The 13325-nt window shown below is 70.8% G+C and carries 12 protein-coding genes; 9 read left to right on the top strand and 3 right to left on the bottom strand.

The window, feature by feature from the left end; all coding sequences use genetic code 11:
• Position 1: 1 nt before the first annotated feature.
• The gene (locus tag KIP79_RS39615) at positions 2-655 is read right to left on the bottom strand and encodes a response regulator transcription factor (protein WP_214110164.1); all 654 of its coding nucleotides are present in this window, start codon (positions 653-655) and stop codon (positions 2-4) included.
• Positions 652-2079: a sensor histidine kinase gene (locus KIP79_RS39610; protein WP_214110163.1), complete on the bottom strand. Its 1428-nt coding sequence runs from the start codon at positions 2077-2079 to the stop codon at positions 652-654. The genes KIP79_RS39615 and KIP79_RS39610 overlap by 4 nt, the downstream gene beginning before the upstream one ends.
• 176 nt (positions 2080-2255) lie before the next feature.
• Here KIP79_RS39610 and KIP79_RS39605 point away from each other — a divergent pair, with 176 nt between their 5' ends.
• The 8 genes from KIP79_RS39605 to KIP79_RS39570 all read left to right on the top strand — a co-directional run bounded on the left by KIP79_RS39605 (position 2256) and on the right by KIP79_RS39570 (position 11542).
• Positions 2256-3452 (top strand): ROK family transcriptional regulator, encoded by a 1197-nt coding sequence (locus KIP79_RS39605; RefSeq protein ID WP_214110162.1) that lies wholly within the window; start codon positions 2256-2258, stop codon positions 3450-3452.
• Positions 3449-4384 (top strand): carbohydrate ABC transporter permease, encoded by a 936-nt coding sequence (locus KIP79_RS39600; RefSeq protein WP_214110161.1) that lies wholly within the window; start codon positions 3449-3451, stop codon positions 4382-4384. The genes KIP79_RS39605 and KIP79_RS39600 overlap by 4 nt, the downstream gene beginning before the upstream one ends.
• On the top strand, positions 4377-5174 hold the full coding sequence (locus KIP79_RS39595) for a carbohydrate ABC transporter permease (protein ID WP_214110160.1): 798 nt from the start codon (positions 4377-4379) through the stop codon (positions 5172-5174). The genes KIP79_RS39600 and KIP79_RS39595 overlap by 8 nt, the downstream gene beginning before the upstream one ends.
• 20 nt (positions 5175-5194) lie before the next feature.
• Positions 5195-6466: an ABC transporter substrate-binding protein gene (locus tag KIP79_RS39590; protein WP_214110159.1), complete on the top strand. Its 1272-nt coding sequence runs from the start codon at positions 5195-5197 to the stop codon at positions 6464-6466.
• Positions 6467-6488: 22 nt separating this feature from the next.
• Entirely contained in the window at positions 6489-7658 is a 1170-nt protein-coding gene (locus tag KIP79_RS39585) for a glycoside hydrolase family 15 protein (protein WP_214110158.1), read from the top strand.
• Entirely contained in the window at positions 7655-9844 is a 2190-nt protein-coding gene (locus tag KIP79_RS39580) for a glycoside hydrolase family 31 protein (protein ID WP_214110157.1), read from the top strand. The genes KIP79_RS39585 and KIP79_RS39580 overlap by 4 nt, the downstream gene beginning before the upstream one ends.
• An 86-nt stretch (positions 9845-9930) precedes the next feature.
• Complete coding sequence (locus KIP79_RS39575; RefSeq protein WP_214110156.1) at positions 9931-10311, top strand: YciI family protein; 381 nt, start codon at positions 9931-9933, stop codon at positions 10309-10311.
• 7 nt (positions 10312-10318) lie between these two features.
• The gene (locus KIP79_RS39570) at positions 10319-11542 is read left to right on the top strand and encodes an RNA polymerase sigma factor (RefSeq protein ID WP_214110155.1); all 1224 of its coding nucleotides are present in this window, start codon (positions 10319-10321) and stop codon (positions 11540-11542) included.
• A gap of 3 nt (positions 11543-11545) precedes the next feature.
• On the opposite strand, the gene KIP79_RS39565 is transcribed toward KIP79_RS39570, so the two are convergent.
• Positions 11546-12295 (bottom strand): hypothetical protein, encoded by a 750-nt coding sequence (locus KIP79_RS39565; protein WP_214110154.1) that lies wholly within the window; start codon positions 12293-12295, stop codon positions 11546-11548.
• Between the two features lie 444 nt (positions 12296-12739).
• Between KIP79_RS39565 and KIP79_RS39560 the strand changes: the two genes are divergently transcribed.
• Positions 12740-13325, top strand: a 586-nt coding sequence (locus KIP79_RS39560) for an RICIN domain-containing protein (protein ID WP_308170127.1), incomplete at its 3' end; no start/stop codon positions are given.

Genomic DNA, 13325 nt, shown 5'->3' with positions numbered 1-13325 from the left:
GCTACGTGTCGAGGGCCTCGTCCAGCCGGACGAGGCCCTGCTGCAACCCGAAGATGGCCGCCTGGGTGCGATCCGCCAGGCCGAGCTTGGCCAGCACGCTCGACACGTGGGTCTTGACCGTCTCCCGGCCCATGCCCAGCGCGCGGGCGATCTCGGCGTTGGCGCGGCCCCGGGTGATCTCGGTGAGCACCTGGAGCTCACGCGGGGTCAGCAGGTCGATCGGGTTCCTGCGGCGGTTCCGCCGTACGCGCTGGACGAGCAGAGCCGCCGTGCCGGGCTCCAGCACGCTGTCCCCCACGGCGGCGGCCCGCACCGCCGCCACCACCCGGTCCACCGCCGTGGTCTTGGCCAGGTAGGACAGCGCGCCCAACCGGATGGCCTCGATCACCTGCTCGTCCTCGACCAGCGAGGCCAGCACGATCACGGCGGGCCCCTCGGGCTCCGCGCCCAGTTCCCTGAGTACGGCCAGACCGTCCTTGCCCGGCATGACCATGTCGAGCAGCACCACGTCCGGCCGGAGCGCCGCAATCGCGGCCAGCACCCGGGCTCCGTCCGCGCACTCGCCGACCACCTCGATGTCGTCCTCCTGGCCGAGCACGAAACGCAGGCCCTGGCGCACCACGTCGTGGTCGTCCACGATCAGCACGCTGATCATGCGGGCACCAGCGCGGCGACCGTCGTCCCCCGGCCGGGCGCCGAGTCGAGTTCGAAGGTGCCGCCCAGTTCCTCGACGCGTTCCCGCATGAGCCGCAACCCCATCCCGTGGTTGACGGCCGCCGCCGACGGGTCGAAGCCCGTGCCGTCGTCGCGGATCTCCACCCGGGCGGCCTCCCCCGCCAGGCAGAGCCGCACCTCCACCAGGCTGGGATCGGCGTGCTTGACCGCGTTGCCGAGCGCCTCCTGGACCAGGCGCAGCACCGCGTGCTCGGTGGCCGGGCCCAGCGGGACCTCTTCCAGCCTGGCCTGCACCCGCAGGCCCAGCCTGGCCTCGTACGCCCGGCAGAGTTCCTCGATCGCGGGCAGCAGCCCGGCATCCTCCAGCGCGACCGGCCGCAACTCCAGCAGCAGTGCCTGCATCTCCCGCATCGCCCGGGTCGCCGTCCGCTCCATCGCCTCCGCCTCCCGCTGGAGCCCGTCCGGCGCGGCCCGCCGCATCCCCGCCGCCAGCAGGCTCAGCGAGAACAGGTCCTGGGAGATCGAGTCATGCAGCTCGCGGGCGATTCGCACCCGCTCCGCCTGCCGGGCCTCCACCTGCCCCGCCATCCGCTCGGCGGTCAAGGCCGACTCCAGCCGCTCGGTCATGCGGTTGAACGACTCCTCCAGCTGCCCGACCTCGTCCCCCGCCGTCACCCGGACCCTGGGCCGGAAGTCGCCCCGGGCGACCCGGCCGGTGATGCTCGCCAGGTGCCGGACCCGGCCGATCAGGCGTCGGGTGCTCAGCAGCCCGAACACCAGGCCCACCGGGATGACCAGCAGCAGGATCAGGGCGCCGGACGTGAGCAGGTTGCGTACATGGTCCGGCGACGCCCCCGCGTAGCCGACGGGCGCCTGGACGTAGACATATCCGACGATCGTCTTGGACCGGTCCTGTGGATCCCTCGGCTGGACCAGAACCGGACTGGACCACCACGACACCGCCCCCGTCCGCGTCTTCGTGGTCCCCCCGCCGCCCGGAAGCAGCCGCACGTCCAACCGCCCGCCCCTCGGATACGACCCCAAGGCGGAACTGGTGACGACGACCCCGCCGGCATCCGTCAGAACCTCGACAGGCTGGTTCTTAGCTTCGCCCTCGGTGAAGGCGATCGGCACCACCTCGCGCTGCCCCCCTTCGGAGCCCCCGAGTGAGAGGTCATCCCGTGCCGCCCGCTGTGCCGTGTCGAGTAAGGATCCGGTGCCGGGAGCGGCGTCGTCGACGGTGCTGACAGCGAGGCTGAGCACCTTCGCGTCCCGGTTGGCCAGCTCCTGGACGCGATTCCTCAGATCGGAGTCGCTGATGATCGTCGGCACGTACACACCGAGCAGCACGGTTTCGACCACCAGCACCGCCGCCGCCGTAACCAGCACATACGAAGCGGCCATCCGGCGCCTGAGCCCCACAACCGCAGAGTAACCCCCAGAACCCAACCCCTCCTCCCCCAAAAGGGGGACCTTCCGCCGCGCTCCTGGGTTACGGATGGGTTTCGGACTCTTGACAGCGGGGATCCGTGGTCCTCATATTCTTCATCACTAACTTTATTGATGAAGAAAGTCGGTTCATGCCAGCCACAGATCGCGGCGACCTGACCAGGACAGCCATCCTCGCCCTGCTGGGTACGGTGGGCCCGCTCAGCCGTACCGAGATCGCGCGGGAGCTGGACCTCAGCCCCGCCACCGTCACCCAGCTGACCCGCGCGCTGATCGCCGCGGGGATGCTCGAAGAGCTTGACCTGCGGCCGTCCAGGGGCGGGCGCCCGGCGCAGCGGCTCGGGCTGGTGGGCAGCGCGGGCCGGGCGGTCGGGGTGAAGGTGACCGCCGACCATCTGGTCATCGTCGAGGTGCGGCTGGACGGCGAGGTGCTCGGCTGCTGGGAACGCTCCTTCGACCCGGCCTCCCTGAGCGCGCTCGACGAGCTGGCCGACGCGGTGGAGCAGGTCACCTCCCGGGCCGAGCAGGACCACCCGCCGCTGCTCGGGGTCGGGGTCGGCGTGCCGGGCAGCGTGGACGACCAGGCGGTCGGCACGGTCAACGCGCCCACCCTGCGGTGGCCCGCCATGCCGGTCGGCGAGCGGCTCCGCCGCCGCCTGCGGCTCCCGGTGCTGGTGGAGAACGACGTCAACGCGCTGGCGGCGGCCGAGCGCCTGTACGGCCGGGGGCGCACGCACCGGGACTTCCTGGTGCTGACCATCGGGCGCGGCGTCGGCGCGGCGATCGTCTCCGACGGCCGGGTCTACCGGGGAGCGCGGGGCGGGGCCGGCGAGTTCGGCCATGTCCCGGTGGGCGCGGACGGCCCGGCCTGCGGGTGCGGCGCGCGGGGATGCCTGGAGGCCTTCGTCGGCGCGGACGGTCTGGTGGCCGCCGCCGGGGCCGCCGGGCTCGACTGCCCCGACGTGAACGCCCTCGGCGAGGCCGCGGGGAACGGGGATCGGCGGGCGCTGGACGTCTTCCACCAGGCCGGCGCCATCCTCGGCCGGGCCGCGGCCGGGCTGATCAACGTGATCGACCCCGAGGTCGTGGTGGTGCTCGGCGAGGGCGTGGCGCACTGGCCGTTCTGGCAGGCCGGATTCGACCGGGCGGTCCGCGCCCAGCTGATGCCGGGCCGCAAGGACATCCCGATCGAGGTGGAGTCCTGGGACGAGACCGGCTGGGCGCAGGGCGCGGCGGCGCTGGTGCTGGCCACGCCGTTCGACGCGGCGGGCGCGGCGGGCGAGCAGGGCCGCCTGGTCCGCGCCCGCCTGATCGGAACGGCGCCATGACGCTCACCGCGACCCGGCAGGGCCGGCGGTCCCAGGGCTCGCCGGTGCCGCGACCCCGCGGCCGGCGATGGCGCCACGCCCTGACCGTGGCGGTGTTCCTGCTGCCCAGCGCGATCCCGCTGACGCTGTTCACGCTGGTCCCGATGGCCGGTTCGCTGTGGACCAGCCTGCACGAGTGGGACCTGATCACCCCCATGCGCTGGGTGGGCCTGGACAACTACCTGACGCTGCTGGCCGACCCCGAGACGCACGCGGCGTTCCTGCACACCCTGTACTTCATCGCTGGATACCTCCCCCTGGTGTACGCGGGCGGACTCGGCCTGGCGATGGCGCTCAACCGGGCGATGCGCGGGCGCGACGTGCTGCGCGCGGTCTACTTCCTGCCCGTGGTCACCAGCTGGGTGGTGGTGGCGCTGATGTGGAAGTGGCTGCTCAACCCGGCGGCCGGGATCGTCAACTGGACGCTGGGCCTGCTCGGCGTCGAGGGTCCCGGCTGGTGGACCGACCCGTCGTGGGCGATGCCGTCGATCATCCTCGCCTCGGCCTGGAAGGATCTCGGCTTCGTCATGATCATCCTGCTCGCCGGGCTGCAGGCCATCCCGAAGGAGTACCACGAGGCGGCCCGCGTGGACGGCGCCTCGGCCTGGCAGCGGTTCCGGTCGATCACGCTGCCGCTGCTGTCCCCCTCGACGTTCTTCGTCATCGTGATCTCCCTGATCAACGGCTTCCAGGTCTTCGACCAGGTGCACGTGATGACCGGCGGCGGCCCCGCCGGGAGCACGCAGGTGGTCGTCGAGCAGATCTACAACCTCACCTTCAGGTACGGCAGGGCGGGCGCCGCCTCGGCGCTGTCCTGGCTGCTGTTCGCGGTCGTCCTGCTGGTGACCCTGGTCCAGATCCGCGCGCAGCGCCGGTGGGTGAACTATGGCTAGACGGGTTCTGCTGGTCCTGGGCGCGCTGGTGATGCTGTTCCCGTTCGCCTGGATGGTGATCACCTCGATCACGCCCGCCGGTTCGGTGCTGGCCACCCCGCCGGACTTCACGCCCGACGGCGCCAACCTGGATGCGTACCGCCGGCTGCTGGACACGATGCCGTTCTGGCGGATCCTGCTCAACAGCCTGTGGATCGGCGTGGCGTCCACGATCCTGCAGCTGGTCACCAGCGCGATGGCCGCCTACGCCTTCGCCCGGCTGCCCTTCCCCGGGCGGGGCGCGCTGTTCGCGGTCTACCTGGCCACGCTGATGGTGCCGCTCCAGGTGCTGATCGTGCCGCTGTTCATCGAGATGCGCACCGTCAACCTGATCGACACCTACTTCGCGGTGCTGGCGCCCACGGTCGCCTCCGCGTTCGGGGTGTTCCTGCTGCGGCAGGCCATCGCCCAGGTGCCGAAGGAGTTCGACGAGGCCGCCGTACTCGACGGTGCCGGACATTTCCGGATTTTTGTCTTCATTGTGGTGCCGTTGATTCGGCCCGCCCTCGCCACGTTCGCCATCTTCGCCTTCATGGCCAGTTGGAACAGCTACCTGTGGCCGCTGGTGATCATCAAGTCGCCCGAGTTCATGACGCTCCCGCTGGGCCTGGCCGAACTGCACGGCCGCTTCACCACCGAGTGGAACGTCGTGATGGCCGGGTCGGTGGTCAGCGTGCTGCCGATCATCGTCCTCTACCTCATCGCCCAGAAGCAGGTCATCGCCTCCGTCGCCCAGTCCGGGCTCAAGTAACCAGCAAAAGGAACACCCCCATGCCCAAAGAACTCCCGGCCAAGAGGTTCGCCGCCGCCGTCCTGGCCACCGCGTTGCTCGCCACGGCCTGCGCCCAGGGCTCGGCCACCAAGGCCCCGTCCGCCGAGAGCGGCAAGGTGACGGTCCGCTACTTCACCTTCTCCGCCGCCCCCGACCACGTGAAGGATCTCGACACGATCGTCGCGGCGTTCGAGAAGGAGAACCCGGACGTCGACGTGGTCGTCGAGACGGCCCCCTACGACCAGTACTTCACCAAGCTGCAGACCAGCCTCGCCGGGGGCACCGCCCCGGACACCTTCGAGCTGAACTACGAGAACTTCGTCACCTACGCCTCCGCCGGTTCGCTGCTGGACCTGGGTTCGGTCGCCGGTGACGAGCCCGCCGCGGGCCTGGCCGCCGAGTCGCTGAACGCCTTCAAGCACGACGGCAAGCAGTTCGCCCTGCCGGCCTCCTTCTCCACCGTGGTGCTCCTGTACAACAAGGACCTGTTCGACAAGGCGGGCATCCCCGCCCCGACCGCCGACTGGACCTGGGCCGAGGAGCAGGCCGCCGCCGAGAAGCTCACCGACAAGAAGGCCGGGGTGTACGGCGACTTCCAGCCGGTGCAGTTCTTCGAGTTCTACAAGACGCTCAAGCAGGCGGGCGGGGAGTTCCTGACCGCCGACGGCACCAAGACCGCGTTCAACAGCCCCGCCGGGATCAAGGCCACCACCTGGCTGGTCTCCAAGGTCGGCAAGACCATGCCGACCGAGGCGGAGATCGGCGGCACCGCCGACTACGACACCAACCTCTTCAAGTCCGGCAAGCTCGCCATGTGGCACAACGGCATCTGGCAGTTCGCCGGGCTCAAGGACGTGCCGTTCAACTGGGACATCGTGGTCGAGCCCGGCGACACCTCGAAGGCCAGCGCCGTCTTCCACAACGCGGTCGCCGCGTCGGCCACCACCAAGGTCGGCAAGCAGGCCTACGCCTGGGCCAAGTTCCTGAGCTCCTCCCCGGTGGCGGCCACCACGCGCATCCAGTCTTCCTGGGAGCTCCCGCCCGTCTCCGACCAGGCGGTCCTCGCCGGGTACCTCAAGGACCCCAAGCCCGCCAACCGGCAGGCGGTCTTCGACTCGCTGAACGCGATCGCGCTGCCCCCGGTCATCAAGCGGCAGCAGGAGATGCAGGACGCGGTGACCCAGGAGCTGACCAGCGCCGCCGCGGGCCGCAAGACAGTCGAGCAGGCCCTGGCGGACGCCGCCGCCAAGGTCGACGCGCTGCTCGGCTGAGAGCAACAGGAGATCTGACGAAGTGACCGTAGGAAGCGAGCTGACGCGGGCCCTGCTCGTCTCGCGCAGCATCGAGCTGATCAGCACGCATCAGTCGCCCTCGGGGGCCTACCCGGCTTCGCCCACCTTCTCCGCCTACCGCGGCTACGCCTGGCTGCGCGACGGCGCCTTCATCGCCGAAGGCATGAGCCGCGCGGGCCAGGCGGACAGCGCGACCGCCTTCCACGCCTGGTGCGCGGAGGTGATCGGCGTTCGCGCCGCGCAGGTGGACGCCCTGATCGCCCGCGCGGACGCCGGGCAGGAGCTCGCCCTGGCCGACATGCTGCCGACCCGCTTCACCCTCGACGGTGCGGACGGGGCCGACCAGTGGTGGGACCACCAGCTGGACGGCTACGGCATCTGGCTGTGGGCGCTGGAGCGGCACGCCGTCCGCCACGGCGCTCCCGTTCCCGGCCCCGCCGTGGCGGTGGCGGTGCGGTATCTGTCCCGGTTCTGGGACCGGCCCTGCTACGACTGGTGGGAGGAGCACGTCGACCGGCGGCACGTCTCGACGCTCGGCGCGATCCACGCCGGGCTGCGTGCCGCGCTCGCGCTCGGCGTGCTCGACCGGGCGGACGCGCACGCCGCGCAGGTGGCGGTGGCCGGGGTCACGGCCCTGGTCGCCGGCTACGGCGTGGCCCCCGCCGGACATCTGCGCAAATGGCTGGACGACGGCCGTCCCACAGCGGATCCGGCCACCGCTCCCGCCGTCTTCCACACCGCCGAGGTGCCCGGCGATGCCGTGGACGCGAGCCTGCTGGCCTGCGTGTACCCGTTCGGCCTGTACCCGCCCGGGCACCCGGTGGCGACCGCGACCGTGGCCGCCGTCCAGGACCAGCTCGCCCGCGGGTACGGCGTGCACCGCTACCTGGCCGACACCTTCTACGGCGGGGGCAGGTGGATCCTGCTCGCCGGCCTGCTGGGCCTGAACCACGCGGCGGCGGGGCGGCGCGAGGAGGCGCTGCGGCACCTGGACTGGATGGCCGCGCAGGCGACCCCGGCGGGGGAACTGCCGGAACAGGTGTCCGACGTGCTGCTCGCACCCGACCGGCTGGGCGAATGGCTGGAACGCTGGGGACCGGTCGCGACTCCGCTGCTGTGGTCCCACGGCATGTATCTGATCCTCGCCGACGAACTTGGAGTCATGTCATGATCCGCCACCGGCCGTTCGGCAGCGGGCATCCCTACGCCACCACCGAGGACCAGCGCGTACCGGCGCTGCCGCTCGATGGGGAGAGCGTGGAACTGCGGGTCCGCGCTTCGACTGCCGTCGAATCGGTGGTCTGCGAGTGGGTCGAGGACGACGATCCGCCGATCCTGCTGCCTCTTGTCCCCGCCCGTGATGAGGCCGAGGCGGGGCCGGCCGACGGCGGGCACCTCGCCGCCGCCCAGGCCAAGGCCGCCCGCGCGGCCGCGGGATCCTGGCAGGTGCGCAGCCCGGTTCTACGCGCCGGCCACCGTTACGCCTACCGTTTCGCCGGCGGAGGCCGTGCCGGCAGGTGGTTCAAGGTGACGGCGGCCACCTGGGGCGAGACCGGCGGGAAGTTCACCGTGTCGGGCGTGGACCGGGTGGTGCCAGGAAGCGTTCGCTGGCTCGCCGACGGGGAGGGGGTCCTGCGCGTCCGGTTCGAGCTCGCGCTGCTGCCCGAGGAGCACGTGGTCGGGTTCGGGGAGCGGTTCGACGCGGTCGACCAGCGTGGGCGCGAACTCGACGCGGTGGTCTTCGAGCAGTACAAGGCGCAGGGCGAACACGGCCGCACCTACCTGCCCATGCCGTTCGCCCTGGTCGTCGGCGGGCCACGGGCCTGGGGGCTGCACCTGGCCACCTCGCGGCGCACCTGGTACCGCCTCGGGGACCGCCTGCGAATCGAGGCCGAGGTCGGGCCGGAGGCGGAACTCGACCTCCGCCTGTACGACGGGACCCCCGCCGAGATCCTCAACGCCTTCCTCGACGAGGTCGGCAGGCCCGTCGAGCTGCCGGGCTGGGTGTTCCGGCTGTGGGCCAGCGGCAACGAGTGGAACACCCAGCAGCGGGTGATGGCCGAGCTGGACCGGCACCGCGACCTCGACATCCCGGTCGGCGCCCTGGTCATCGAGGCCTGGAGCGACGAGACCACCTTCACCGCCTTCCGCGGCGCCGAGTACACGCCGTCGGAGGAGCCACACCGGCTGGGCGACTACACCTTCCCGGCCGACGGCCCCTGGCCTGACCCCAAAGGCATGGTCGACGAACTGCACGAGCGCGGCGTCAAGGTGCTGCTGTGGCAGATTCCGCTCCAGAAGATGCGCCCCCACCCGCGCCACCAGGCCGCCGTGGACGCCCGCCAACTGGTCGAGCACGGGTACGGCGTGCGGGAAGCCGACGGCAGGCCGTACCGGAACCGGGGGTGGTGGTTCCCGCTCGCGCTGATGCCCGACCTGTCCTCGACCGAGGTACGCGACTGGTGGACGGCCAAGCGGCGTTACCTGGTCGAGGAGATCGGGATCGACGGGTTCAAGACCGACGGCGGCGAGCACGCCTGGGGCCACGACCTGCGCTACGCCGACGGCACCCGGGGCGCCGACGGCAACAACCGGTTCCCGGTCCACTACGCGCGGGCCTTCGGCGACCTGCTGCGCTCCTGCGGGAAGGCGCCCGTCACCTTCAGCCGGGCGGGGTTCGCCGGATCGCAGCCGCACGGCGCCTTCTGGGCGGGCGACGAGGACTCCACCTGGGATGCGTTCCGCTCCTCGATCCGGGCCGGGATCACCGCCTCGGCCTGCGGGATCGTCTACTGGGGGTGGGACCTGGCCGGATTCTCCGGCGAGATCCCCACCGCCGAGCTCTACCTGCGCGCCGCGGGCACCTCGGCGTTCATGCCGATCATGCAGTACCACTCGGAGTTCAACCACCACCGCAGGCCGCTGCGCGACCGCACGCCCTGGAACATCTCCGAGCGGACCGGCGACGCCGCCGTCGTGCCGGTGTTCCGGCGCTTCGTGCGGGTGCGGGAGCGGCTCGTGCCGTACCTGGAGGGAGAGGCGGCGAAGGCCGTGCGCGGCGGAGCGCCCCTGATGCGCGGACTGTTCTTCGACTATCCCGACGATCCGAACATCTGGGCGCACCCCCTGCAGTACAAACTCGGCGACGCGTTGCTCGTCATCCCCGTCACCGAGCCCGGCGCCAGCCAGATCGAGGCTTATCTGCCCGCCGGGCAGTGGGTCGACGTATGGACGGAAACCACCCTGGAAGGAGGCAGGACCCTCACCCTCCCCGCGCCGCTGGACCGGCCACCGGTGCTCTGCGCGGCCCGGCACTGGCCTGACCTGCGTTCCATTTTCTCCGACCAAGGCATGTAGAAAACGCCGCTCCCCCGTTCGACGTCCAGATGACAACGCCCGCTCGGACAGAATGGCCGGGCGGGCCCGCCGAAGAAGGAGACAACATGAAGGTCATGGTCACGATCAAGGTCGACGGCGCGAGCGAGGACAAGGTCGCCCCGAATCCGGAGATGATGGCGATCATGGGGGCCTACAACGAGAAGTTGCTCAAAGCGGGCATCATGCTCGACGGCGAGGGCCTCAAGCCGAGCTCCGCGGGCGCCCAGGTCGTCTTCGAGGGCGGCACCACCTCGGTCGTGGACGGCCCGTTCACCGAGTCCAAGGAGATCATCGCCGGCTACTGGATCTGGCAGGTCAGCTCGATGGAAGAGGCCGTCGAGTGGGCCCGGCAGTGCCCCCACGACCCGGCCGGGACGCGGGAGATCCTGGAGATTCGCCCGTACTACGAGGAGGCGGACTTCGCGCACCTGAGCGCGCAGGGCTGAGGCTGCGATGGACGCGCGGCGTACGGTCGAAGCGGTGTGGCGGATGGAGTCCGCGCGCCTGGTGGCCTTCCTGGCCCGGGTGATCCAGGACGTCGGACTGGCCGAGGAGATCGCGCAGGAGGCGTTCGCGAGCGCGCTGGAACAGTGGCCGCGACAAGGCATCCCCGACAATCCCGGCGCCTGGCTGACCACCACGGCCAAACGCCGCGCGATCGACCTGATCCGCCGCGAGCGCATGCGGGACGAGAAGTACGCCGAGGTGGCCGCCGACCTCCGGGCCCCTGGTCCGGAGGCCGGCGACGCGGAACTGCTGTCCCTGGTCTTCGTCGCCTGCCACCCGGTCCTGTCCCGGGAGTCACGCGCGGCCCTGGCGCTGCGCCTGGTCTGCGGGCTCACCACCGAGGAGATCGCCCGCGCGTTCCTGGTGCCCTCCGCCACCATGGGCCAGCGCATCAGCCGGGCCAAACGCACCCTGGCCGAGGCGCAGGTGCCCTTCGAGGTGCCCAGGGACGAGGAACTGCCCGCCCGCCTGTCCGCTGTGCTGGAGGTCGTCTACCTCATCTTCAACGAGGGGTACGCGGGCACGTCCAGCGAGGAGTGGGTCCGCTGGGATCTGGCGCAGGACGCCATGCGCTTCGGCCGTATCCTCGCCGGTCTGATGCCGCGTGAGCCCGAGGTGCACGGGCTGGTGGCGCTGATGGAGATCCAGGCGTCCCGGTTCCGTGCCCGGACCGGCCCGGACGGCGAGCCCGTCCTGCTCCAGGACCAGGACCGTTCGCGCTGGGACCGTACGCTGAGCGCCCATGGCCTGGCCGCCCTCGCCCGGGCCAGGCGCATGGGCAAGCCGCTCGGGCCGTACACGGTGCAGGCGGCCATCGCCGCCTGCCACGCCCGCGCCCGTCGCTTCGAGGACACCGACTGGGAGGCCATCGTCGCCCTCTACGACGCCCTCGCCCAGCTCGCCCCCTCGCCCATCGTCGACCTCAACCGCGCGGTCGCCCTCCTCCATGCGGACGGCCCCCAAACCGCCCTCCAGGCAATCGACACCATCCGCAACGACCCCCGGATGGCCCGCTACCACCTCCTCGGCGCGGTGCGCGGCGACATCCTCCTCCGCCTGGGCCGCCACACCGAGGCAGCCGAGGAACTGGAACGCGCGGCCGCCCTGGCCCCCACAACCCGCGAACGCACCCTCCTCATGGAACGAGCAGCCGCCGCTTCGGCCGGGTGACCGCTACAGAAGTTGGCGGATGGCGGCGGCGATCACGGGGTCGACGGGGAAGTGTTTTTCCAGCCAGGTGAGGGTGGTTGTGGCGGCCTGTCTGTTGTGTTCGTAGCCGGGGATCATCTCGGCCAGCGGGAGTTCGGCTGGGGTGTACGCCTGTTCCACGCGGCGGGTTGGCTCGAATGGGTCGCGGCGGTGGTGTGTCTGGGGGGAGGTGAGGCGGAGGAGGGCGATTATTCGGTCGATGGCGAAGGACTGGATGAAGCGGGAGGCGGTCAGGCGTTCGCCGCGGAGGTCGCGGTGGAGGCCGACGTAGAGGTTGGTGAGGGCCTCGTTGAGGTGGAACTCGATCGTGTCGTCGGACGGGGCGGTGGGTGGGGTGCCGGAGGCCGCGAGGGTGGCGGGGGCGTCGTCGCGGCGCCAGACGACGCGGGCGCCCTGGAAGGGGATCCGGGGCAGTTCCGCGAGGGTGAAGACGGCGTATTCGACGAAGATTCCGTCGGCGTAGAGCGCCTTGCGGCCGTTGCGGTCGTTGACGAAGCTGTAGGCCACCGGGCAGGGCGCCTGTAACCAGTCGATGGACTCCAGGTAGCGGGGTTTCGCGTCGTCCTCGACGATGACGAAGAAGTCCAGGTCGGAGTGTTCGTCGAGGCGGTCGTGCTCCAGCCCGGCCGAGCCGAGGCCGAGGACGGCGAGAGCGTCACCGCGGGTGGCCAGGTGGGCGGCGAGGTCGTCCAGCCGTCGCAGCATGGGGTGCATCCACGTCATCCCTTCGTGAAGAGTCGACGTTTCAGCCCGCACAGCCCCTGTTGGCCGCCGAGGTCGCGACACCTGTTCCTGCGAGATTCGGCGAGACGGCGCGGGTGTGTCAAGCGCCGCTGTTCCGATCAGGTTTCTTGAGTGTTTGCGATAACACCCGCCGTCGTCGGCAGCTGATGCATCTTTCATTCCTTCCTGGCAGCTGTGAACAGCGCTAACGCCTGGGAGTGACGGATCGGACCTGCGGTTGCCGGTGGCGAGGATTGACAGGGTGCCACAGAGGTTCTAAATCCTGATGTTACCGATAACACACCCGGCCTCTCCCGACCATCGAGGCCCGCAGGGCGCGACCGCCCCCTCTCCACCCGAGGAGACATCACCATGCACGATTCATCCGTCCGTTTACCGGTTCGGCGACGATCGCCGGGGGCCGTGGTCACGAGCGTGGCGACGGCGCTCGTGACCCTCCTGGCCTCCGCGATCACCTGGGCCACGCCGGCCTGGGCCGCGCCCGCGCCACTGGTCAGCGCCTCCTCCGGACGCTGCCTGGACGTCGCGGGCAACAACAACGCCCAGGGCACGCCGCTGAACATCTGGGACTGCAACGGCCAGGCCAACCAGGCGTTCGAGTTCACGGCGGCAGGCGAGCTGCGGACGTTCAACGGTACGCGCTGCCTGGACGCCTACAACAACCAGACCTCACCCGGCACCCAGGTGATCATCTGGACCTGTAACGGGCAGAACAACCAGAAGTGGCGGCAGAACGCCGACGGCTCCATCACCGGCCTGCAGTCCAATCTGTGCCTGGATGTGAACCTGGCGGGCACGGCCAACGGCACCTCGGTCATCCTGTGGACCTGCAACGGGCAGGCCAACCAGCGGTGGAGCGGCACCCCCGCGAGTGGCGGCACCCTGGTCGTGAACGTGGGCTCGGTCATCCGCCCGGTGACCAGGGTCGGCTCCGGCACCCTGTACGGCCTGGCCGACGCCGCCACCCCGCCGGTGTCGATCATGCAGCCGCTGAAGCTCA

Source organism: Acrocarpospora catenulata (genome assembly GCF_018476525.1).
GTDB lineage: Bacteria > Actinomycetota > Actinomycetes > Streptosporangiales > Streptosporangiaceae > Acrocarpospora > Acrocarpospora catenulata.
This window is presented reverse-complemented; position numbering and strand designations above follow the sequence as displayed.

Coding starts and splice junctions, on each gene's coding strand:
- KIP79_RS39580 (WP_214110157.1), top strand. CDS start 7,655: ATGATCCGCCACCGGCCGTTCGGCAGCGGGCATCCCTACGCCACCACC.
- KIP79_RS39595 (WP_214110160.1), top strand. CDS start 4,377: ATGGCTAGACGGGTTCTGCTGGTCCTGGGCGCGCTGGTGATGCTGTTC.
- KIP79_RS39615 (WP_214110164.1), bottom strand. CDS start 655: ATGATCAGCGTGCTGATCGTGGACGACCACGACGTGGTGCGCCAGGGC.
- KIP79_RS39565 (WP_214110154.1), bottom strand. CDS start 12,295: ATGCACCCCATGCTGCGACGGCTGGACGACCTCGCCGCCCACCTGGCC.
- KIP79_RS39605 (WP_214110162.1), top strand. CDS start 2,256: ATGCCAGCCACAGATCGCGGCGACCTGACCAGGACAGCCATCCTCGCC.
- KIP79_RS39590 (WP_214110159.1), top strand. CDS start 5,195: ATGCCCAAAGAACTCCCGGCCAAGAGGTTCGCCGCCGCCGTCCTGGCC.
- KIP79_RS39600 (WP_214110161.1), top strand. CDS start 3,449: ATGACGCTCACCGCGACCCGGCAGGGCCGGCGGTCCCAGGGCTCGCCG.
- KIP79_RS39610 (WP_214110163.1), bottom strand. CDS start 2,079: ATGGCCGCTTCGTATGTGCTGGTTACGGCGGCGGCGGTGCTGGTGGTC.
- KIP79_RS39575 (WP_214110156.1), top strand. CDS start 9,931: ATGAAGGTCATGGTCACGATCAAGGTCGACGGCGCGAGCGAGGACAAG.
- KIP79_RS39570 (WP_214110155.1), top strand. CDS start 10,319: ATGGACGCGCGGCGTACGGTCGAAGCGGTGTGGCGGATGGAGTCCGCG.